Here is a 23,043-nt window from a genome sequence, read left to right on the forward strand (position 1 = left end):
AAATGAGTAACCAAAACAAAGCTTACGATGTGATTGTTGTTGGAACCGGAAATGCAGCACTTTGCTCGGCAATCGCGGCAAAAGAGAATGGTGCTGATGTACTTGTTTTAGAGCGTGGACCAAAAGAAAAACGTGGTGGAAATTCCTTTTTTACAGATGGAGCAATTCGTTTTGCCTATCAAAATAAAGATGCACTGGAACCCATATTAGATCAACTATCCGCCGAAGACTTCCAAAATATGGATCTGCCAGATTATGATACGGAAGATTATTATAATGACATTATGAAGGTGACGGAAGAAAAGAGTACCCCTAAATTAGCTCAGCAGCTTGTTGACAAGTCGTACGATACGATCCAGTGGATGAAGCGCCAGGGAGTGCAATTTGAATTAAACGAGAATCAATCCTTTAACAATAATGGAATACAGCAATTTTGGGGAGGACTCCCGGTAAAAACACATCGTAAAGGTATCGGTCTTATTGAAGCACTAATTAATAAGGCAGGGGCATTAGGTATAGAAATTCGCTATAATACGAGAGCAATCGGGTTACAGATAGCTAACAAAAAGGTAAGCGGTATCAGCGTGATGGAAAATGGTGAGGAAAAGCAAATTCCTGCAAATTCGGTAGTGCTGGCATGCGGAGGCTTTGAAGCAAATAAAGAAAAACGAGCCAAATATTTAGGACAAGAATGGGAAAAGGCATTAGTAAGAGGGAGCGAATATAACACAGGTGATGGTTTAGATATGGCAATAGAAGCAGGAGCACAGCCATATGGAGACTGGTCCGGCTGCCATGCGCATACGACCGATTTCCAAGCACCACGGGTTGGGGATTATGGCAAACCAGGAGATATTTATAAAAAATCTTCTTATCCGCTTGGACTAATTGTCAATATTAAAGGAGAACGATTTGTGGATGAGGGAGCGGATTTTCGGAATTATACGTACGCAAAGTATGGAAAAGAAACGCTGCGCCAGCCAGAACAAAAAGCATTCCAATTGTTTGATGAGCAGGTTCGTCCTTTGCTGCGGGTAGAATACAATTTAGAAGAAGCAACGTGTATCAAAGCAGATACAATTGAAGAACTTGCAGATAAAATGAATATTGATAAAGCTAGATTTATAGAAACGGTAGAAGGATATAATCAAGCGGTACAAGAAGGGGAGTATAACCCAGCCATCAAAGATGGAAAAGGAACAAAGGGCATCACGCCCGCAAAGAGTAATTGGGCACTCCCATTTAATAAGGCGCCATATTACGCCTACCCGGTTACATGTGGAATTACCTTCACATTCGGAGGAATTCATGTCAACGAAAATGGGGAAGCACTAGATGAAAATCAATCACCAATTCCAGGGTTATTTGCAGCAGGTGAGATGGTAGGTGGCTTATTTTATCATAACTATCCAGGAGGATCTGGATTAATGTCCGGTGCTGTATTTGGCAAGTTAGCGGGAGAGTCTGCGGCGAGTTATGTGCTTGAGCCGGTGGGTGCGACTCATAAAGAAAATTAATAGACATGAGGCACTTTAAAGAGACAAGGATCCCTGCATTCTATTGCTGGGAATCCTTGTTTAACTAATAATCAACTGGAATCCAATTATTGAATGGAAGTATTTAAAACCTATCCAATGAAAAACAACCTATATCCAATGAGCCCTTCCCATGAATAACCATCTGGCTTAACAGCTCTCCCACACCACTGCTAAACTTAAATCCATGTCCTGAAAATCCGCAAGCAGTTATGACATTTTGATAGTTTGGAAGTCGATCGATTATGAAGTTTCCATCTGGTGTGTTTGTATAGGTGCATACTTTTCCTTGTTTGTGCTTTAAGTCAGCAGACATATATTGGTGGATAAATTGTGTGACATCTTGCTCGTCTTCAGGATATGTACCAAATGCTTTTAATGTCTCTTTTGCTTGAAGAGGGTATCCTCCATCATGTCTTCCAATTTTAATGCCAGCCCCGTCAATACTTGGAAAGCCGTAGTAGATTTCATTTGCATTATCATAGGACCAAGCTGGGAATGTATGCGAATGGTATATTTCTTCCTTTGCCTCAAACCAGGAGAATGTTTTACGCACCGGTTGCAATGGCAACTCGTAGCCGAGTAAGGATAAAATCTGGTTTGTTCCCTTTCCAGCTGTTATAATGAGCTGTTTTGCTTCAATATGCTGATCAGCTAGCTCAATTGTTGTAAGATCGTTCGTTACATGCAATTGGTCTACCTGAGTATTTGTATAAAGCTTCGCACCGTGTTTTATTGCAAGCTCACGGTAGGCAGTAATAGCTTCTTCACTCATTAAAACGCCTGAATTCGTTTCGAAGCAACCAATTAGATGATCTGGCAGTTGATAACCTGGCCATCTTCTGTTTATTTCCTGTGCTGTTAAGACCTCAGCAGATAACTTATATTTTTCAACAGAATGAATGACATTTTGTAGAAAAGTAGATTCCTTAGGACCAATATTTAATACCCCTGTTTGATGAAAAAGCTTTCGATTTGAAGCTTGTTCAAGCTCATACCATAATTCTTGTGAACGTAATGCCAAAGGAACATAGCTATCACCTTCCCCATAAGCATGCCGAATAATTCGAGTTTCGCCATGGTGAGACCCATTAGAATGAGGCGGATTATTGGAATCAATTAAAGCTACTGTTTTGCCATTCTTGGCAAGATAATATCCGGCTGCCATCCCCATAGAACCAGCACCGATTATTGCAACATCGTAGATCATGATTTGCGCTCCTTTAATTTTTATACAATTATTTTAATCGAATATACAAAGTAGCTCAATCCAAATCTACTAAAATTAGTTTGATTGTTAAGGAGTAACATCTTATATAAATAGAAATGAGTATAATTATTCATTTGCTATGCAACATTTTTTAAGATATTATGGTATAATCCATAAACGGAAGTATTTTGAATTGGAGGCAATAGTGTGTCACTCGTGAAAGATTTTGAAAATATAAAAGATAAACTTATTAAAATTAGTAATCAATTGTATGAAAATCCAGAGCTTGGAGATCAAGAATTTGAATCTATGAAGCTACTGGTTGAATATTTACGTTCCCACAATTTCGAAGTGGAAACAGGCATTGTAGATCGTCCGACAGCTTTTCGGGCAGAGTTTTCCAGCGAAAAGCCAGGACCAACAGTTGCGTTTCTAGCAGAATATGACGCGCTGCCTGGAATTGGCCATGGCTGTGGTCATAATTTAATCGCAACGATGGCAGTTGGTGCTGGAGTTGTTCTTAGTAAGCATGTACAAGAAATAGGCGGGAAGGTCGTTGTTCTTGGAACTCCTGCCGAGGAAACAAATGGAGCGAAAGTACCAATGGCTGAGCAAGGAACTTTTGATGATATTGATGTGGCGATGATGGTGCATCCAGCTGACGTTTCTTCTGAAAGTGGACCGATGCTGGCAATGGATGCTCTGCAATTTGATTATACTGGAAAAGCATCCCATGCAGCTGCTTCACCTGAAGAAGGGATTAATGCGCTGGATGCTGTTATTCAATTATTTAATGGAATCAACGCATTACGAGAGCATGTTTCGTCAGATGTACGAATGCATGGCATCATTACGGAAGGGGGCCAGGCTGCGAACGTAGTGCCGGAGAAAGCTGTCGCTCAATTTTATATTCGCGCAAATGAGCGCAAGGTTGTAGATGAGGTAGTGCAAAAGGTAAGAAATATTGCAGATGGTGCAGCATTAATGACAGGTGCATCTGTTGCAATATCAAATTATGAATTGAGCTATGACAATATGGTCACAAATAATGTACTATCGGACGTATTTACTAAAAATCTAAAAGCGCACAGTCCGCACCCTGTCTATCCAGCTGTAGCTGCAACTGGTTCGGCCGATATGGGAAATGTCAGTCAAGTGGTACCAGCAATCCACCCATTTGTTGGAATGAATAGGCCTGGGCTTGTATTCCATACGAAAGAGTTTGCAGATCAAACGATTACGAAAGATGGCGAGACAGCAATTGCTGATGCAGTGCTTTCTTTAGCACAAACTGGTTATGACATTATGACGGATCAAGATTTACTATCCGCCATAAAAACCGAATTTGAAAAACGATAAGTTCAGTTTTTACATGGTTACAGGTAGTGAATTACCGCTTCTTAGCTGTTTGTAGCGGTTCACTACCTGTTATTTTTTTATATACAACACGTGAGAATATACAGAAGGAGAGATTTTTAATGCATGACGATACGATTTCTAATGAAGGAAATCAGAAAAGAAAGAAAAGGAAATTTGAATTTCCCCATGTATTCGCATTGTTATTTGGCTTAATCATTATAACCGCTTTATTTACATATATCGTTCCAGCTGGTGAATACGAACGAGAGGTAAATGATGCAGGGAGAACAGTTGTAGTGGATGGAACGTATCAGCAGGTCGAATCAAATCCGACTAGCCCTTTTGGGATTTTAGAAGCTGTGCATAAAGGAATGGTTAATGGAGCTGAAATCATCTTTTTCATTTTTATTGTTGGTGGAGCTTTTGGGATTTTGAATGCTACAAAAGCGATAGAAACTGGGCTTGCGAGTGTTTCAACAAAGATGGCCGGAAAAGAAATTTATCTCATACCGGTTGTTATGTTATTATTCGCCCTTGGCGGTGGAACATTTGGGATGTCAGAAGAAACAATTCCATTTATCTTAATATTAGTTCCATTAGCAATCAAGATGGGATTCGACTCATTAGTTGGTGCAGGAATGGTTATAGTGGGATCGTGTGCGGGCTTTACAGCATCATTCATGAATCCTTTTACAATTGGTGTAGCTCAGGGAATTGCAGAGTTACCACTGTTTTCCGGGATGGGAATTCGTTTTATTATCTGGCTTATCTTTGTCGCATTTAGTATTGCATTTGTCATGATTTATGCCAAAAAAGTTAAGAAAAATCCGGAAACCAGTTTGATGTATGAGATTGACAAACGCAGAACTATGGATGATGCTGAACATGACCCTATAACAATGCAGTTAACTCCTAGACATGCGATTATTATTGGTCTGTTATTTTTAACGATTATTGGACTTGCAATTGGGGTAACTTATTTTGACTGGTACATCATGGAAATAGCATCACTGTTCTTGCTGATGGGCGTTATCGCAGGTTTTGTTGCTAAGCTAAAGGTGAACCAGATTGCTGAATCCTTTGTAGACGGCTGTAGAGATCTTGTTGTAGGTGGATTGGTAGTCGGATTGGCTTACGGAATTTTGGTCGTATTAGAGGAAAGTAATACAATTGATACGATTTTGTATAGTTTATCGGGCGCAATCGGTCAATTACCAACTACATTTTCTGCGATGGGAATGTATATTACACAAAGTCTCTTGAATTTTCTCGTTCCATCTGGAAGTGGACAAGCTGCATTGACAATGCCTATTATGACCCCGCTATCTGATTTGACTGGTGTAAGCAGGCAAACTGCTGTACTGGCATTTCAATTAGGTGACGGGATTTCAAATGCAATTACCCCTACATCTGGTGTTTTAATGGCATCACTGGCATTAGCAAAGATACCATGGATAAAGTGGATTAAATGGGTGTGGCCTGTTATTGCACTATCTTATATTGTTGGGGCGATTATTGTTACGATTGTGCATTTGTTTGTTTGGACGGTATAGGGTTTGAAATGTTTAGTAAGATCCATTTTTATCTAAGTGAAAGTGGTTTTAGTAAGACAAAGCAGAAAAAATTTTTCTCTGCTTTGTCTTATTTTATAATAAGAATTCATTAACGCTTAGGGGCTCTATAACCAGCATTTTCGGCTTCAGCAGTTGAGCAAAACCATTGCGCTACATTTTTTGTTTGATTGTAGTATGTACTTCCAGGGACATGATAAATTCCACTGTTACTACCTTTAATATCGCAGCTGCCTGTTTCTGCTTCCTCTGAGGAGTCACTCGTAGAGCTGCTTGATGCATGAGTTTTTGTACTTGAATTAGAACTAGTACTATTATTATTCCCGCTTGATTTAGATTCACTAGTATTTTTATCTTGGGTATTAGCGCTGCTCGTAGTAGTTGTTTCTTTCTCCTCTAACTTTTTCTGTAATGAAGCTTTTTCATCCTTCAGTTGTTCAATGTTCTCAGAAAGTGATTTGTTTTCTTCCTCAGTAGATTCATAATCTTCCTTTAGCTCTTTGTTTTTCTTTTGAAGTGATTCATAATCCTTTTGTAACTTTTCATGTTCATTTTCTTTAGTGGTGATTTCCTCGTTTAGTTCCATTATTGTATTTTCAAGGTCATCAAATTCTCCCTGTAAATTAGAATTACTTTTTTCTAATTCGGAAATAGTTGCTGTTAATTCCTCGTTTTTCTGTAATTCTTCATTTAGATTTTGCTGCGTGACGACCATTGGAGAATCACCTAAGGCAATACCTATAAATAGTAAAAATGCAAATACAGCTAGAATGGAGTAAACTATTTTCCTCCAGCCTTTTTTATCTTTTGATCGAAACCATAGATATCCTATCACTGCTAAAAATAGAAGTGCAATCAATGCTTCTATCAATCGAAACCCTCCTTTTTTAATAGATATATAGAACTATATATTCTTTAAAAAAATTACATATAGCGCTTTATATGTAATCTTTGTTCTATCAAAATTTAATGTATAACTAAAGCATCCACATATGAAATTAGTTTTTGCTAAATTAGGTTGCTAAAAAAATGAAATATTGAGAAACGAAAGACTGGAAAATTTTATTTCTTAACTTCAGTATAGCTGTTTTTATAAAAAAAGGAATAATTAAGTAAAACTGGTAAAATGTCGTAAAATATTGCTTTTTAAATGTGAAGTAAACCCTAGGTGAAGGTATGTTAATTGATCTGCCGCTGATTGTAGGACCCAATGAACAAGTTGGTTCATCTAAGTGGCTTCGCTTTTCGAATACATTGAATTGGCTAGATTAACCTGATTTCCAAGCGTGTTAGTTGTACTGACAATCCCAGGACAAGTATCTCCCTCACTTTAACGCTAAAACTATGGTACAATAATAATAAGTGTAATTTTCAACAAATTCACTTTTTTGTAGTTAGTTTATAAATTAGAATAGGAGAGATAGTTGCATTGTTTAAAGATGATCGTTTTAAAGGGTTATTTTTGACTGATTTAAAGCGTGATTTATTCGCAGGCATTACTGTAGGTATTGTTGCAATACCACTTGGTATGGCCTTCGCTATTGCTTCAGGGGTAAAACCAGAGTATGGGCTATATACTACGGTAGTCGCGGGAATTATGGTCGCATTATTTGGTGGTTCAAGATTCCAAATTGCTGGACCTACTGGAGCGTTTATTCCTATACTGCTTGCTATTGTTTTACAATATGGCTATGAAAATCTATTAATAGCTGGATTTCTGGCTGGAATTATGCTCGTCTTTATGGGTATGTTAAAACTAGGAAACTTAATCACTTATATTCCACGTTCCCTAACAATCGGCTTTACTTCTGGTATTGCCGTCATTATTTTTAGTGGACAGATTGGAGATTTCCTTGGTCTGGAAGGTCTTGAAAAAAAACAATATTTTCATGAAAACATAATTCAACTTGTTCAGAATATCACAACAATTAATTTGCTAAGTGTGCTAACCGCATTAATCGGATTATTCATTATTATTTTCTTACCTAAACTTTTCCCTAGAGTACCAATACTTCTAATTGCGCTTATCATACCAACGATTATAGCAATAGTTTTCTATCCAGGTAAGGTTTCAACAATTGGGAATGCGTTTGGGGGGATTGCTCAATCATTACCAAATTTTCAAATACCAGCTGTCACTTGGGAAAAAATATTAATGCTTTGGCAACCCGCGTTCGTTATTGCGATGCTTGGTGGGATTGAATCGTTACTTTCTGCAGTTGTTTCAGATGGAATGACGGGGAAACGCCATCATTCAAATAGAGAGCTTGTCGGACAGGGGTTAGCTAATATTGTTACCCCGATTTTCGGTGGGATTCCAGCTACTGGTGCTATAGCCCGAACAGCTACAAATATAAAAAGTGGTGCTGTTAGTCCGTTTTCAGGGATTTTTCAAGGGATATTTGTTTTAGTGACATTGCTATTATTTGCTCCCTATGCATCCCATATCCCATTAGCAAGTATGGCGCCAATCCTGATGATTGTTGCTATTAATATGAGTGAATATAAATCATTTGCCCATATTTTAAAATTAAAGTCGAGTGACTCCCTGGTTTTGCTTACAACGTTTTTATTAACTGTATTTGTTACCCTTACAATTGCGGTACAAATAGGGCTTTTATTAGCAATGGTGTCCTTTATAAAGCGCATGAGTAAAATTTTTGAAGTGGAAAAGGTAATACCAGCTCTTAAAGATTCTAAATCTAGAAATGAGGGAACTGTAACTATATGTCCGGAACTCTCATTTTTTACAATCTCAGGTCCTTTGTTTTTTGGTGCCGCTGATAAATTCGAATCGATTATTACGCGATCGATTAATAAGCGTCCGACTGTTCTTATATTAAAAATGAAAGATGTGCCCATTATTGATGCTACAGCTGAAGCGAATTTAGCATCACTTGTTAAAGACTTTCATAAAATAGGCGGTACTGTATTAATCTCTAATACAAATAAAGAGGTCCGTAAAACATTAGAAATAAGTGGACTATATGAAAAAATCGGTGTGGAACATTTTTTTAATGATTCATCAGATGCAGTTGATTACGGATTACAAATCATTAATGTAAAAAAGTGTTCAAAATGTAGTAGAAGTGGAAAGTCGGCTTGTCAAGTGTTCAAATATAAAGGGAAAATTCAGTCTGGATAAAGACTGCAAAAAAAATAGGTTCCAATCAATTTTTAATGTCAAGGTTTCTAAAATCAATATTATCAAGGCTATTCATAGATCTGGACTACAAGAACTCCGACCGAATTTACGATAGAATTCCATTTTCCAATCTATTCGTCATTTTAAACTACACACAGTATGAATGCGTGGTTTAATTAGCCAATAAACGGCATAAAAGCGAGCAAGCATCGTACTTTGAAATACGTAAATATAAAAACACCCAAAAGTTGGATTGTTTAATCCAACTTTTGGGTGCACAATATTTATCATTTTCCTCTCAACCTCTTAACCATTAACCCGTTGCTCAGCAGCTCCATAAGATTTCTGCTTAATCATACCATGTGGATCAATAACAAATTTACGAGATACGCCACCGTCAAAAGCTTTATAGCCGTCCGGAGCTTCACCGATGGGAATAACCGTTGCATTAACCGCTTTGGCAATTTGTGCTCTGCCACTTAAAATAGCTTTCATTAAATCACGATTATATCTCATAACTGGCGTTTGGCCAGTTACAAATGTATGTGCCTTTGCAAATCCCAGACCGAAGCGGATTTTTAAAGTTCCTTCTTTTGCATCTGTATCAACTGCACCTGGATCTCCAGTTACGTATAGCCCTGGAATACCTAAGCGACCACCTGCCCTGGTTACACCCATAATCGAATTTAGCACAGTAGCAGGTGCTTCACCTGCATCTTTTCCGTGTCCACTTGCTTCAAAGCCAACTGCATCAATGGCACAGTCCACTTCAGGTGTTCCAAGAATTTGTTCGATTTGCTCTCCTAGATTATCATGTTCACGTAAGTTTACTGTTTCACAGCCAAAGCTTCTTGCTTGTTCGAGACGCTCTTCATTTAAGTCCCCAACGATAACAGCAGACGCTCCTAATAATTGAGCGGAGTGTGCAGCAGCCAAGCCGACAGGACCTGCACCTGCAACATATACAGTTGATCCAGTTTTGACACCTGCACTTACGGCGCCATGATATCCAGTTGGAAAAATATCGGAAAGCATTGTTAAGTCTAGGATTTTCTCTAATGCCTGATCACGGTCAGGAAACTTTAATAATTGGAAATCTGCATAAGGAACCATGACATATTCTGATTGACCGCCGACCCAGCCGCCCATATCAACATAGCCGTACGCGGAGCCAGGACGATCAGGGTTAACATTTGTACAAATATGTGTATCTTGCTGTTTACAATTTTCACAACGTCCACATGCAATATTAAACGGAACAGACACAATGTCCCCTTTTTGAATAAACTCTACATCGCTGCCGATTTCAATAACTTCACCTGTAATTTCATGTCCAAGAACTAAGCCGCTTGGAGCAGTAGTACGACCTCTTACCATATGCTGATCACTACCACAGATATTCGTAGAAATTACCTTTAAAATGACCCCGTGGTTACATTTTCTTCCTACGTTTAAAGGATTAACCCCTGGACCATCCCGAAGTATTAGATCAGGATACCCGATATCCCGCACCTCTACCTCTCCAGCTTTAACATATACAACCGCTTTGTTACTCATACTACCACTCCTTATAAAATGATATTTGAGATGTCCGTCTATGAAAGCGTTTGATTCTATTGTTCAATATATCATCAAATTGTACTGGTTTCAATAATAATTAAAATATTTCAAGTATTTTACACAGTCTTAAACTATCATTTTATACACTTGTTTAGACAAATACTTCTAGAACAAAAGGTTTATAAAAAATGTTATTGCAGGGCGGTTATTCTTGTTGTGAAATCGCTAGCTAGACCGGATACATCCATTATAAAAAAAGTTATAGTTGCTAGTAATTGACTAAAATTTACTTACATGATAAATTTGGATTGAAATTTTTAAAAATTATAATATATTAAAAATTGATAATTACTTACTAATTTTCAAATAGCTTCATAAATCATGTAATGTAACCCCTTCCATTGATGGTGCTATTATTTGTGAGAATGGTGCCGTTTTTGTAAAAGATGGTGCTGTTTGGAGTTTGTATGGTGCTATTTTTAGAAGGAATGGAGCTGTTTTAGAGATTGAGTGCCGCTATTACTGAAAAACGTGGGCAGCTCTAGGGTGGTTATGCTTAAATAATAATAAATTAGAAGGGTGCGTATGGGGAAGGTTAAAAATCGCTGGCTAATTGCTGCTTCTGCAGTAGGGGTTCACATTTCAATTGGCTCTGCCTATGCTTGGAGTGTTTTTACAAATCCTATGGTGGCCCAATATGGATGGGAAACAACGGAAATATCACTTGCTTTTAGTATTGCTATTTTTATGCTTGGCTTTTCGGCTGCCTTTATGGGGAGGTTTGTGGAAAAGCAGGGACCGAGAAGGTCTGCAATGCTTGCTGCGATATTTTTTAGTATTGGTGTTGCTGGTTCTGGATTAGCTACAGCTTTTGAGTCCTTATTTTTATTGTATCTATTTTATGGTGTAATTGGTGGAATTGGTTTAGGGATTGGTTATATTGCTCCAGTATCAACACTGGTAAAATGGTTTCCTGATCGTCGTGGGCTCGCTACAGGGCTAGCAATTATGGGATTTGGTTTTGCAGCACTTTTAAGTGGACCGGCAGCTGCAGCTTTGATTAATATGGTTGGTATTTCCAGTACGTTTTATGTGCTTGGTGCAGTTTATTTTATCGTGATGACACTTGCAGCACAATATTTATCTCCACCACCAGAGGGATGGGCACCAAAAGGGTTTAAAGAAAGCGAGCAAAATGGTACGCGTAAAATTAAAGTAGATCTATCACAGCTGACAGCAAATGAGGCAATTAAAACACGTCGTTTCTGGATGCTTTGGTGCATGCTTTTCTTAAATGTTACTTGTGGCATTGCTGTTATCGCAGTAGCTTCACCAATGGCACAGGATATAGCAGGTATGACACCAATTGCTGCAGCTGCAATGGTTGGAATCATGGGTCTGTTTAATGGCGGCGGAAGGCTTGGCTGGGCAGCGCTATCAGATTATATTGGCCGTCCTAATGTATATACGACATTTTTTGTTCTCCAAATTATTTCGTTTTTCATGCTGCCTTTTGCTGCCAATGGAATTCTATTTCAACTGCTTATTTTTACGATATTAACTTGCTATGGCGGTGGATTTGCATCAATCCCAGCTTATATTGGTGATCTCTTTGGCACCAAACAGCTCGGGGCGATTCATGGATATATTTTAACTGCATGGGCGGTTGCAGGGGTGGTTGGTCCAATTCTGCTGTCCTTAATCTACGACTCTACGAATAGTTATAATTTAACAATGATGATTTTTGGTATCTTTTTTATTATCGCATTTGCTATTTCTATCTGGATTCGAGCAGATATTAATCGTTTAAGAAATGCCCAGCAATCAGCAACTCAAAAGCTTGGTGCAGCTGTAACGAAGTAAGCTGTTGAATAGAGCATTCTGCATTTATTAGTAAAAAACTGGAGGGATAAATGTTGGGAGAAACAAAGCACACAGGTCCAATTAGATTACCAAAAAAGCCTGATCCAGCCTTATGGGCAAGCAAGGTCCCATTCGGTTTAGGAAAAATAAAACCACATCATATCCGTGATACGATGAAGGTTGTGTGGGAAAATAAAGATAATTTGCCATATGCAACAAGAATTCTTACCCAAGGTGTATGTGATGGGTGTGCGCTAGGGGTATCCGGGCTTTATGACCAAACATTAACAGGTCCGCATGTATGTACAACACGTTTAAATGTACTTCGCTTAAATACGATGCCTGCGATTGAAGAGCAAGTATTAAATATGGATATAGAAGATTTGCGAAAAATGAGCAGTACGGAATTACGAAAGCTTGGACGTATCCCATATCCGCTTATTCGTAAAGCGGGTGAGAATAAGTTTACTCGTATTTCATGGGATGATGTGCTTAATAAAATTGCAGCTAAGATGAGAGAGCTCGACCCAAAACGCTATGCATTTTACACAACATCAAGAGGGATTACGAATGAGGTATATTATACTGTTGGCAAGGTTGCACGTTTTTTAGGTACGAATAATATAGACAATGCATCGAGAATCTGTCATTCACCATCGAAAACAGCACTCAATCGTTCGATTGGTGTTGGCGCATCTACTTGTAATTATAAGGATTGGATTGGAACAGACGTCCTGATATTCTGGGGATCTGTTGCGGCTAATAATCAACCTGTATCGACGAAATATATGTATGCGGCAAAACGGAAAGGGACAAAAATCATTATTATTAATCCATACCATGAGCCGGCAATGGATAATTATTGGGTGCCTTCCATTGCTGAGTCGGCACTATTCGGAACAAAAATAGCGGATGATGTTTACCAAGTGAATATTGGTGGTGACATCGCCTTTATGCATGGCATTATGAAGCACTGGTTTGAAATGGAAGAGCTGGAATTTGGCTCAGCGATCGATCATGAGTTTGTATCAAAACATGTAAATGGTCTTGAGGAATTACGAGAAAAAGCCACTGCTTATGAATGGGATCAACTCGTTAAATCATCAGGTATTGAAAAACATCGCATGATTGAATTAGCGGAACTGCTTGCGAAATCCAAATCAGCTGTTTTTGTCTGGTCAATGGGACTGACGCAGCATCGATTCGGAACAGATAATATTTCCCAAGTTGCAAATCTGGCACTGCTTAGAGGGTTTTTAGGGAGAGAGCATTGTGGACTTATGCCAATCCGTGGTCACTCCGGGGTGCAGGGGTCCGGAGAAATGGGAGCAGATCCATTCGTATTGCCCGGCGGAGGGATGGATGAGGAAAATAGAGAGCGCGTAGAAAGTATTTGGGGATTCGATATTCCGGAATGGCAAGGGGATATTGTAGGAGTATCACTTGAAAATGCCCTTTTACCAGAGGATCATGAGCGCAAGCTGGATCTTTACTATTTATCAGGGGGGAATTTCTTAGAAACGATGCCAGATCCAGACTTTGTCAAGAAATGTTTGGAAAGTATCGATATTCGTGTGCATCAGGATATTATTTTTAATACATCCACATTTGTTGATGCAAAGGAAGCAGTGATTGTTCTGCCTGCAATGACAAGGTATGAGCAGCCTGGTGGCGGAACCTCGACTTCCACAGAACGAATGGTATATTTTTCACCAGAAATCAAAGGTCCTCGTATTGAAGAAGCTCGGATGGAATGGGAAATATATGTTGACCTTGCTAAAAGGGTAAAGTCGGATCAACAGCATTTAATTGATTTTAAAGCGGCTGATGAAATACGGACAGAAATAGCCAAGGCTGCACCAAATTATGATGGGATTCAGCATTTGGAAAATCGGGGAGATGTATTCCAGTGGGGTGGAGCATGGCTTTGTGAAGGTGGGATATGCCCGACACCAGATGGAAAAGGAAATCTGATTACGGTAGAACTGCCAGAGCTGCGCAAGCCTGAAGGACACTTTTATGTTACGACACGCCGTGGGAAGCAATTTAATTCTATGATTTATAGTGAAAAGGATCCATTTAATGATGCAGACCGATACGATGTATTAATGAATGAATCAGATGGGACAGAACTTGGAATTAAAGAGGGAGAGCCAATTGTTGTTTACAATCAGTATGGAACATTCCATGGCCGTGCAAAATTTGTAGCAGTAAAACGAGGAAATATCGAAGCGCACTGGCCGGAAGGAAATATGCTTATTCCAAAGGGAGTTTATGAAGAATTTGCAGGTATCCCTGAATATAATGCTGCCGTAATTGTTGAAAAGTCGGAAACCTATTTTGCACAAAAAGATACGAAATATGTGGAAAGACGAGTGGAAGAGCTTGAAGTAGACATTAGCTAGGGGGACTAAGATGAAAGATGTGAAAGAGGATGGCTGGGAAATAATCCGATTTAATGGACATTCCCAGTCCATTTTACATGAAGAGGTTGCAGTCGAAGCACCGCTTACGATTATGATAAATGGAAGTGAATTTGCAACAATTGTATGTTCACCGTCTAATCATAAGGATCTGGTCATCGGCTTTCTTGCCTCAGAAGGGGTCATTCGATTTAAGGATGAAATAAAACGAATTTCAATAGACGAGAAACTCGGATTTGCTTATGTGGATCTGTATAAACAGATAGATCCTTCTCAAATTGACCACTCGAAACGTTTTATCGGTTCTTGCTGCGGGAAAAGCCGTCAGTTTTATTTTAAAAGTGATGTAAAAACTGCTAAAACGGTAACAAGCAAGCTTTCGATAACGGTGGATCAATGTTTTCATTTAATGAAAGAACTGCAAACAAATTCAGAGCAATTTATTCGTACAGGCGGGGTTCATAATGCGGCACTTGCTACTTGCGATGACATCCTTACGATAAGAACAGATATCGGACGGCATAATGCATTGGATAAAATATACGGACATATCATCGATGAAAAAATAAGAGTGGCAGACAAACTGATCGTCTTTAGTGGCCGGATTTCATCGGAAGTACTGCTGAAAATTTCCAAAATCGGTGTTGGCATCCTCCTTTCGAAATCAGCACCGACAGATTTAGGATTACAGCTGGCAGATGATCTGGGAATTACGGTCATTGGCTTTGCAAGGGGAAATAAAATGAATGTCTATACACATGCAGATCGAATAATTGATGTAAAAGCGAAAATATAATCTTATTCTATTCATTAAAAAAAATACTAGATGCTCGGGCTTTTGAGGATAGAGCGATTATAGATGTTTAATTCAAGTTTTGGAATTCAAACAAACTGGATAGTGTATTTGGATAATAACGCTGCAAAAAAAAGCGAGATATAAAAATGAAATGTTAATAAAAAGGTGATATATATTTTTCCAGGAAGCTTTAAGGACATGAATCCGATATTGTATCGGATTCATGTCTTTTTAGATTATTTGGAGTAAAGTAATATTCAATTACCTTATAAAATTGACCAATTGGGAAAAAAGCAATTATTACTACTATTTTTGGGGCTGTTTAAATTAAGTCTATAAGTATGTATAATGGATGTCGTGACTAAATTTGGTTACATTTTTCAGAAAATTATTCATTTAATTTAATAGGAGGATTATTATATGGCAAAAGGAAAGAAGGGGTTATTTCAGCGTTTCTTGGACCGGGTGGAAGCAACTGGGAACAAACTTCCGCACCCAGTAACATTATTTGCTATCTTAGCTCTGATTGTATTACTATTATCAGCAGTCTTCCAACCATTAGGAATTAGTGTAGAGCATCCTGGGGAGGAAGGGACAACAGTTGAAATCAAGAATTTACTAAATGCGGAAGGTATCCAATATATATTTTCGAGTATGACAGATAACTTTATTGGTTTTGCTCCACTTGGTGTTGTGCTCGTAACGATGCTTGGCATTGGTGTTGCAGAACGGACAGGCTTGATAAGTGCGCTATTACGGGGATTTGTATTATCCGTACCAAAGCGGTTTATTACGCTTGGGCTAGTTTTTGCTGGTATTATGTCAAGTGTAGCATCTGATGCTGGATATGTGGTACTGCCGCCGCTTGGTGCTATGATTTTTGCGGCACTTGGCAGACACCCGCTGGCTGGACTTGCAGCAGCATTTGCTGGTGTTTCAGGTGGATTTAGTGCGAATTTATTATTATCAGGTACGGACGTACTGCTTGGTGAGTTGACGATTGCAGGAGCAGCAATAATTGACCCGGCGTATGCAGAAACGATGAATATTGCAATGAATTGGTTTTTCATTGCAGCATCTGTATTTGTGTTGACGTTTATCGGAGCTTGGGTAACAGAGCGAGTTGTTGAGCCTCGACTTGGAGCATATAATGGAGATCAGAAGGAGAAATTGGACGGGCTTCAGTCCATTGAGAAAAAAGGACTAATCTGGTCAGGTGTTGCAGTTGTAGTTGCTTTAGTGCTGGCATCACTGCTCGTATTGCCGCAAAATGCCCCAATGCGTGGCACAGAAGGGGATTGGATGGCACAAATTATACAATCTCCATTCATGAGTTCATTAGTTCCAATTATCGCAATTTTATTTTTTGTCCCTGGACTTGTTTATGGCGTTATTACGAAATCAATCCGAAACGATAAAGATGTTGCAGCACAAATGTCTGACACGATGGCATCGATGGGAATGTTTATTGTGCTGGCATTTACTGCTGGTCAATTTGTTGCATTCTTTAATGAGTCAAATATGGGACTAGTTCTCGGAGTATACGGCGCAGAATTTTTGGATAGTGTTAACCTAACTGGAATACCATTAATTGTTATATTTATTCTCATCACAGCGGTCATAAACATATTTATTGGAAGTGCCACTGCAAAATGGGCAATGATGGCTCCAATCTTTGTTCCAATTATGATGCAGATGGGCTATTCCCCAGAACTGACACAAATGGCATACCGGATTGCAGATTCGTCTACAAACATTATTTCACCGTTAATGACGTACTTTGCAATAATTATTGCATTTGCTCAGAAATATGATAAGAAAATGGGAATTGGGACATTAGTATCGGTTATGGTACCATACTCTATGTTCTTCTTAATTGGCTGGACAATCATGCTAATTATATGGTTCTTGTTTGGACTCCCACTTGGCCCTGGGGGACCACTTCACTATTAATGAATATTGAAAAGCATCGCCTTTGTGCGATGCTTTTGTTTTGTGTATAGAAACTGAGACTATTTGAATGCCTGGGAATAAATAAAGACGAAACGTCACAGCGTTTCGCCTTTATTCTATATTTCAATCACTATTTAGTATAAACATCCATTGCTGCCTGCAACGCTTTACCAACCTGAATAGGGGCACCATGTCGAATGAGTACTGCTTCTAAACCAGCTAGTGCAAACAACACATTTTCTTTACGACAGCTATAGCCCATTGTACCAATTCGCCAGATTTTCCCTTGCAGAGGACCAAAGGAACTTGCGATTTCGATTGTAAATTCATCGAGCAGCATTTTTCGAACGGATTCTCCATCAATTCCGTCTGGTATTGTTATACAGGTAACTACTGGCAGTTTAGAGTCTTGATTACCAAACAACTCTAGCCCCATTGCTTCGATACCAGCTACTAAAGCCTCTTCGTGATGTTTATGACGAGCAAACCGTTCATCCAAACCTTCTTCAAGCACAATACGAAGACCTTCATGAAGTGCGTAAATCATGGAAGTTGCTTCTGTATGATGATTTAAGCGTCTTGGACCCCAATAATCCTGCAGCATACTCACATCAAAATAATTACTTTTAATAAATGGATTGTTACCGAGATTTTGGCGGTCATTTTCTGTTTCAATCCCTTTTTCTACTTTCTTTCTTGCTTGAATTACTTTTTCAATTCTATCATTATACGTAATTGGTGCCATTCCAGATGGAACAGACAAGCATTTTTGTGTACCGCCAACAATGCCATCAATATACCATTCATCCACTTTTACAGGAGTGCCGCCGATGGAAGCTACAGCATCCACTACAAATAAGATATCTTGTTCTCTGCAAGCTTTTCCGATTTCCTCTAAGGGCTGCATTTGACCAGTTGATGTTTCACCATGGACAATTGCTGTAACTTTCGGGTTTATTCTTTTCATTTCCGTAATTACTTCCTCTGGGTCAAAAACTTCCCCCCATTCACATTCCATTGTGTAAACCTCTGCACCGTATCGTTCACAAATCTCATTTAATAAATATCCAAATCTTCCATATATCGGAATAAAGACTTTATCTCCCGGTTCAATAATACTGCAAAGTAATGCTTCGGCACCTGATCTTGAAGTACCATCAATCGGGAAAGCCCATTTGTTTTCTGTCTGAAAAAGCTCTCGCAGCATTTTCATTACGCGATCCATAATTTCGGTAAATGCTGGATCAAACTGGCCAAGAATTGGTGTAGCCATCGCACGAAGCACACGCGGCTCAGCTTCTACTGGCCCTGGAGTCATAATCGTTCTAGCTGGTGTGTTTAGTTCTGTGTACATAGTTGAATTTCTCCTTTTTAGCGATTAATTTATAAAAAATTCAGTTTTTATAAATTTGCTGGATATGTTAACTAGACTAGCTAGTGAGAGGTTGCATAAAATGTTAAGTTATTGTTTAAATTAATTAACGATTCTAATATTGTACTAAAAATTAGATTATATATCATTAATCATACTGCACTATTTGAAGTGCTGGATTTTGTGCAAAATTGCTAAAGGGAAATAATGGATTTACACATGAAGCCCCTAAATAGAAGCAGAAATAAGCCACCCGAGGGGGACTGTTCCCCTGGATGGCTGTAAGAGGTAAAGGCTGACGAGCGATATGATGAGGGTGTGAAATTCGGTGAATGCTTTTGTAGTTACCGATTAAACACAAGAGAAAATATCCCTCCACGCTGTTTCTCCTTTTGTTTCTTATCCTGCATATCTCGCATCGTTTCCAGCAGCCGAAAGTCTCGGGTGCGGATGTTTTCCTCTACATTGTTTTGTCGATCTAATAGCTCCATCAGCTCAAGATGGTATGTGGTATGCTGCTGCCGCAATTCCTGCAATTCCTTCATAATTGTTTTGTTAATCTGCCGTTGTTCATCTAATGCAACCGCTAATTGTTTTAACCCTTCATAAACTTGTGGCTGAACAGCAGGCAATGCTGCATTTGTACCTTCATTATCTGTATGGGGCGCATTGTTTTTTTTCTTTAAAGTTTGTTCGATTATGCTGACTGGTTCGTTTGCTTCTTTCAAACGGGCAATTATTTGGAAAAGCTTGAGGGCACTGGCTTCATATCTCGTCGTTCGTCCTTTGGTACCTTGAACTGTCGGAAGGTATTTTTTAAACTGATTGCGCCATTCTTGAACGGTTGTACGCGGCCTGCCGAGCTGTTTTGCTATCTCAGTTAAACTGTAGCTTTGCTGGAAGTTATCAGTTGTCATATTACTCTCTCCTTTTCATCTTTGCCGATAAGCTGTATTCAGTTTGTTATTGGACGGAATTGATCTTCTGTTTATTTGCAACGATTGAATGACATCATTTAGAATAAATGTAATCCTACTATTAATTTTGTAAAATAGTAGATTCGTATATTCTATACTATCGTATTGTTGTTTAGATGACTGTCGTATTCTCAGTGCAAACAGTTAGAAGTTTTAGCGAATGAACACTAATTTTGATAGATTAAGAATTCCCGGTGAACGGATAATTAAATGGCAGAACGTAAACGCTAAAAAGGGAAATTTTGTACGAAGGGAAGGGATCTACCATGGGAAAAAAGAGTGGAAATGATGCTGGGTGGAATTTAGAAAATAGCTATATGCGCTTACCGGATTTCCTTTATAAAAAAACGAATCCAACTCCAGTACAGTCGCCAGGATTAGTTATTTTTAATAAAAAGTTAGGGGTCTCACTTGGATTGCATGCTGAGGATTTAATAAATGAAACTGGTGTTGAACTGTTGGCGGGCAATCGAATTCCTGAGGGATCTATTCCGATTGCGCAAAGCTATGCTGGACATCAATTTGGACATTTTACGATGCTTGGCGATGGCAGAGCGGTATTATTGGGAGAACAAATAACTCCAGAGAATGAACGTTTTGATATCCAGCTGAAAGGGGCGGGAAGGACACCATACTCTCGGGGAGGAGACGGACGTGCCGCGCTTGGTCCAATGTTAAGAGAGTATATCATTAGTGAAGCGATGCACGGACTGGGTATTCCCACTTCCCGCAGCCTGGCGGTTGTAACAACCGGGGAATCTATTATTCGTGAAAATGAGCTGCCTGGCGCAATTTTAACCCGTGCTGCCGATAGTCATCTTCGTGTTGGCACATTTCAGTATGCTGCGAATTGGGGCTCTACTGAAGATCTTCGCGCATTAGCTGATTATACTTTAGAAAGACATTTTTCTGACGGCGATTATGGAGAGAATCGCTATCTATATCTGCTCCAAAAGGTAATGGAGCGTCAAGCAGCACTTGTAGCTAAATGGCAGCAAGCTGGCTTTATCCATGGTGTAATGAACACGGACAATATGACGATCAGTGGCGAGACGATTGATTACGGCCCATGTGCATTTATGGACACGTATCATCAGAACACCGTATTCAGCTCTATCGACATTGATGGGCGCTATGCTTATGGGAATCAGCCGCATATAGCTGGCTGGAATCTCGCACGTTTTGCTGAAAGTTTATTGCCATTGCTGCACGAAAATGAGGAGCAGGCCTTGGAACTTGCTCAGGAAGCAATATCGGCATTCTCTGAAATGTTTCGTTTTCATTGGATGAAAGGAATGCGAGCCAAACTGGGTATTTTTAATGAGGAGAAAAAGGACATTGCACTTGTTGAAACTCTTCTCCGTATGATGCAGAAGCACCAAGCAGACTATACGAATACATTTTTGGCGTTAACCTTTAATTGGCAGGAGAATTTTGAACTGGGCAGCTCTCCAGAATTTAAGGAATGGTATCAGTTGTGGCAGGAAAGGCTGGCTAGACAGGAAGAGGCAGAAGCTTCGTCCCGTCAATTAATGCGAGATAGTAACCCTGCTGTAATTCCCCGGAATCATCAAGTGGAGGCTGCATTGTCTGCCGCAGTTGAGGATGGAGATTATCATGTGATGGAGCGATTGCTGCATATACTTTCCGATCCTTATGCCCATACGGACGAGCAATCTAAATTTGCTGCGCCACCTGTGAAAACATCGATTCCTTATCGAACCTATTGTGGCACATAAATGCAAAAGGATGAGCAGAATTTATTCCAGTAAAGTATGCACGCATTTGAACCCCCTGCATATATTAATCTCGGTGTGAGAATTTGCAGGAAAGGAAGAAGAATGATGGAAAAAAGCTTAAACATCCAGTTAAACAGCAAGGAGTCAGTTGATAGTGGTTACAAAGTTATTGAAGTAAATTTGTCTGACTCAACTGAAGGCTTGTACGCTGTTTGTACGCCAGTAAAAAAATAATAGAAGAGGCTTGAATTGGAAAACCATCTCATTTGTACGCTTACATATATGAGATGGTTTTTATTTTTTGGCAGATTGAAAAGCATAAAATTTTTCTGTTTTGTATAAAGGCAACAAAGATATTCGGCTAAAGGCTTGTACTTTTAAGTATAAGGGCTTCTAAAAATCCCTTTGCTGAATGCCAAGTTTACTAATAATTACTAATGCTAAAAAGGATAATTGCCGTTAGATTCCGCAAAATAAATATGGTGTGTAAACTACGTCAACAGAAGCATTAACTTGTGTTGACACATTTTTATAATTAGGAGGAAATGACATGAGCAATCAAAAGGTAGCGGTAATTACAGGGTCTGGACAAGGTATTGGCAAAGGGTTAGCGGAACGATTAGCAAAGGATGGTTTTGCTATTGTTTTAAGCGATATTAATGAAGAGGTTTTGAATGAAACAGTGAAAGAGTTCGAGGAAAAAAACGTAGAAATAGCGTCTTATGTAGGAAATGTAACAAAATTGGATGATCAAGTTAAACTCGTCCAAAAAGCGGTAGATACTTTTGGAAGTATCGATGTTTTCATTAATAATGCAGGTATAGAACAAGTAGCACCTTTAACAGCTGTAGAACCAAATGATGTAGACCCTGTGTTTGATATTAATGTGAAAGGTGTTATTTATGGTATCCAAGCAGCAGCAAATCAAATGAAAAAGCAAGGCACTGGTGGGAAGATTATTAACGCTTGCAGCATCGCAGGTCATCAGGGCTTTGAAATGCTAGGTGTATATTCGGCATCAAAGTTTGCTGTTAAGGGCTTGACACAGGCAGCTGCAAAAGAATTGGCGCCAGATAAAATTACAGTTAATGCTTATTGCCCAGGAATTGTAGGTACTACGATGTGGGAACGAATAGATGTCGAGATGATGCAATATATGGGTACCAAAAAAGGAGAAGCATTTGAAAAATTCGCTGAGGGGATCGCCCTTGGACGTACTCAAACACCAGAGGATGTAGCAAATTTAGTATCGTTCCTGGCATCATCTGACTCTGATTATATTACAGGACAAAGTATTCTTACAGATGGTGGAATGGTATTTAATTAATAGTGGGATAAAAATGGGTGCCTTGCTTTTAAGGCACCCATTTTAAATACAGTATAAAGTTGCTTATGTGTACCACTGATTTTATCCCCAACTTATACATCTGCCTTTAGATTTGAAGCTGGTGTGACTATCATACTATCTTGAAGGGCGATTCAGCATATGGCATATTTAATATATGTAATCACAAGAGACTTATAATTATTGACTATGTAA

General features: G+C 39.0%; 16 protein-coding genes. 11 read left to right on the forward strand and 5 right to left on the reverse strand.

Annotated elements, in window-relative coordinates; genetic code table 11:
• The first annotated feature begins 2 nt into the window (after window positions 1–2).
• Complete coding sequence (tcuA, locus tag NSQ77_RS16115) at window positions 3–1,517, forward strand: FAD-dependent tricarballylate dehydrogenase TcuA (RefSeq protein WP_339227055.1); 1,515 nt, start codon at window positions 3–5, stop codon at window positions 1,515–1,517.
• Between the two features lie 103 nt (window positions 1,518–1,620).
• Here the strand turns inward: tcuA and solA are convergent, their stop codons facing one another.
• Window positions 1,621–2,745, reverse strand: a complete 1,125-nt coding sequence (solA, locus tag NSQ77_RS16120) for an N-methyl-L-tryptophan oxidase (RefSeq protein WP_339227056.1) — start codon at window positions 2,743–2,745, stop codon at window positions 1,621–1,623.
• A 207-nt stretch (window positions 2,746–2,952) separates the two neighbouring features.
• On the opposite strand from solA, the gene NSQ77_RS16125 reads away from it, so the two are divergent.
• Window positions 2,953–4,104, forward strand: coding sequence for a M20 family metallopeptidase (locus NSQ77_RS16125; protein WP_339227057.1), 1,152 nt, complete (start codon window positions 2,953–2,955; stop codon window positions 4,102–4,104).
• A gap of 119 nt (window positions 4,105–4,223) precedes the next feature.
• A complete protein-coding gene (locus tag NSQ77_RS16130) occupies window positions 4,224–5,657 on the forward strand; it encodes a YfcC family protein (RefSeq protein WP_339227058.1) in 1,434 nt (477 codons plus the stop codon).
• Window positions 5,658–5,766: 109 nt separating this feature from the next.
• Here the strand turns inward: NSQ77_RS16130 and NSQ77_RS16135 are convergent, their stop codons facing one another.
• On the reverse strand, window positions 5,767–6,546 hold the full coding sequence (locus NSQ77_RS16135) for a hypothetical protein (RefSeq protein WP_339227059.1): 780 nt from the start codon (window positions 6,544–6,546) through the stop codon (window positions 5,767–5,769).
• A gap of 558 nt (window positions 6,547–7,104) precedes the next feature.
• Here NSQ77_RS16135 and sulP point away from each other — a divergent pair.
• The gene (sulP, locus tag NSQ77_RS16140) at window positions 7,105–8,820 is read left to right on the forward strand and encodes a sulfate permease (RefSeq protein ID WP_339227060.1); all 1,716 of its coding nucleotides are present in this window, start codon (window positions 7,105–7,107) and stop codon (window positions 8,818–8,820) included.
• A 306-nt stretch (window positions 8,821–9,126) separates the two neighbouring features.
• Here the strand turns inward: sulP and fdhA are convergent, their stop codons facing one another.
• A complete protein-coding gene (gene fdhA / locus NSQ77_RS16145) occupies window positions 9,127–10,377 on the reverse strand; it encodes a formaldehyde dehydrogenase, glutathione-independent (RefSeq protein ID WP_339227061.1) in 1,251 nt (416 codons plus the stop codon).
• A 588-nt stretch (window positions 10,378–10,965) separates the two neighbouring features.
• On the opposite strand from fdhA, the gene NSQ77_RS16150 reads away from it, so the two are divergent.
• The 4 genes from NSQ77_RS16150 to NSQ77_RS16165 all read left to right on the forward strand — a co-directional run bounded on the left by NSQ77_RS16150 (window position 10,966) and on the right by NSQ77_RS16165 (window position 17,415).
• Window positions 10,966–12,243, forward strand: a complete 1,278-nt coding sequence (locus tag NSQ77_RS16150; protein ID WP_339227062.1) for an OFA family MFS transporter — start codon at window positions 10,966–10,968, stop codon at window positions 12,241–12,243.
• A gap of 53 nt (window positions 12,244–12,296) precedes the next feature.
• The gene (locus tag NSQ77_RS16155; protein WP_339227063.1) at window positions 12,297–14,648 is read left to right on the forward strand and encodes an FdhF/YdeP family oxidoreductase; all 2,352 of its coding nucleotides are present in this window, start codon (window positions 12,297–12,299) and stop codon (window positions 14,646–14,648) included.
• 10 nt (window positions 14,649–14,658) lie between these two features.
• On the forward strand, window positions 14,659–15,462 hold the full coding sequence (gene fdhD / locus NSQ77_RS16160) for a formate dehydrogenase accessory sulfurtransferase FdhD (RefSeq protein WP_339227064.1): 804 nt from the start codon (window positions 14,659–14,661) through the stop codon (window positions 15,460–15,462).
• Window positions 15,463–15,882: 420 nt separating this feature from the next.
• Complete coding sequence (locus NSQ77_RS16165; RefSeq protein WP_339227065.1) at window positions 15,883–17,415, forward strand: AbgT family transporter; 1,533 nt, start codon at window positions 15,883–15,885, stop codon at window positions 17,413–17,415.
• Between the two features lie 130 nt (window positions 17,416–17,545).
• Here the strand turns inward: NSQ77_RS16165 and NSQ77_RS16170 are convergent, their stop codons facing one another.
• Together NSQ77_RS16170 and NSQ77_RS16175 are read right to left on the reverse strand one after the other, a co-directional pair.
• Window positions 17,546–18,769, reverse strand: coding sequence for an alanine--glyoxylate aminotransferase family protein (locus tag NSQ77_RS16170; RefSeq protein ID WP_339227066.1), 1,224 nt, complete (start codon window positions 18,767–18,769; stop codon window positions 17,546–17,548).
• 362 nt (window positions 18,770–19,131) lie between these two features.
• A complete protein-coding gene (locus NSQ77_RS16175; RefSeq protein WP_339227067.1) occupies window positions 19,132–19,704 on the reverse strand; it encodes a MerR family transcriptional regulator in 573 nt (190 codons plus the stop codon).
• Between the two features lie 326 nt (window positions 19,705–20,030).
• Between NSQ77_RS16175 and NSQ77_RS16180 the strand changes: the two genes are divergently transcribed.
• The 3 genes from NSQ77_RS16180 (at window position 20,031) to NSQ77_RS16190 (ending at window position 22,830) form a co-directional block, all read left to right on the forward strand.
• Complete coding sequence (locus NSQ77_RS16180; RefSeq protein WP_339227068.1) at window positions 20,031–21,503, forward strand: YdiU family protein; 1,473 nt, start codon at window positions 20,031–20,033, stop codon at window positions 21,501–21,503.
• Window positions 21,504–21,608: 105 nt separating this feature from the next.
• Complete coding sequence (locus NSQ77_RS16185; protein ID WP_339227069.1) at window positions 21,609–21,737, forward strand: hypothetical protein; 129 nt, start codon at window positions 21,609–21,611, stop codon at window positions 21,735–21,737.
• A 316-nt stretch (window positions 21,738–22,053) separates the two neighbouring features.
• Window positions 22,054–22,830, forward strand: a complete 777-nt coding sequence (locus NSQ77_RS16190; RefSeq protein WP_339227070.1) for an acetoin reductase — start codon at window positions 22,054–22,056, stop codon at window positions 22,828–22,830.
• Window positions 22,831–23,043: the final 213 nt, after the last annotated feature.

This window comes from Oceanobacillus sp. FSL K6-2867, from assembly GCF_037963145.1.
In the GTDB taxonomy this organism is placed as follows: domain Bacteria; phylum Bacillota; class Bacilli; order Bacillales; family Amphibacillaceae; genus Oceanobacillus.

Excerpts from the sequence above, each read along its gene's own strand:
- NSQ77_RS16180 (WP_339227068.1), top strand. The coding sequence starts at position 20,031 with ATGGGAAAAAAGAGTGGAAATGATGCTGGGTGGAATTTAGAAAATAGC.
- tcuA (WP_339227055.1), top strand. The coding sequence starts at position 3 with ATGAGTAACCAAAACAAAGCTTACGATGTGATTGTTGTTGGAACCGGA.
- NSQ77_RS16175 (WP_339227067.1), bottom strand. The coding sequence starts at position 19,704 with ATGACAACTGATAACTTCCAGCAAAGCTACAGTTTAACTGAGATAGCA.
- NSQ77_RS16190 (WP_339227070.1), top strand. The coding sequence starts at position 22,054 with ATGAGCAATCAAAAGGTAGCGGTAATTACAGGGTCTGGACAAGGTATT.
- NSQ77_RS16185 (WP_339227069.1), top strand. The coding sequence starts at position 21,609 with ATGGAAAAAAGCTTAAACATCCAGTTAAACAGCAAGGAGTCAGTTGAT.
- solA (WP_339227056.1), bottom strand. The coding sequence starts at position 2,745 with ATGATCTACGATGTTGCAATAATCGGTGCTGGTTCTATGGGGATGGCA.
- fdhA (WP_339227061.1), bottom strand. The coding sequence starts at position 10,377 with ATGAGTAACAAAGCGGTTGTATATGTTAAAGCTGGAGAGGTAGAGGTG.
- fdhD (WP_339227064.1), top strand. The coding sequence starts at position 14,659 with ATGAAAGATGTGAAAGAGGATGGCTGGGAAATAATCCGATTTAATGGA.
- NSQ77_RS16165 (WP_339227065.1), top strand. The coding sequence starts at position 15,883 with ATGGCAAAAGGAAAGAAGGGGTTATTTCAGCGTTTCTTGGACCGGGTG.
- NSQ77_RS16150 (WP_339227062.1), top strand. The coding sequence starts at position 10,966 with ATGGGGAAGGTTAAAAATCGCTGGCTAATTGCTGCTTCTGCAGTAGGG.
- NSQ77_RS16130 (WP_339227058.1), top strand. The coding sequence starts at position 4,224 with ATGCATGACGATACGATTTCTAATGAAGGAAATCAGAAAAGAAAGAAA.
- NSQ77_RS16170 (WP_339227066.1), bottom strand. The coding sequence starts at position 18,769 with ATGTACACAGAACTAAACACACCAGCTAGAACGATTATGACTCCAGGG.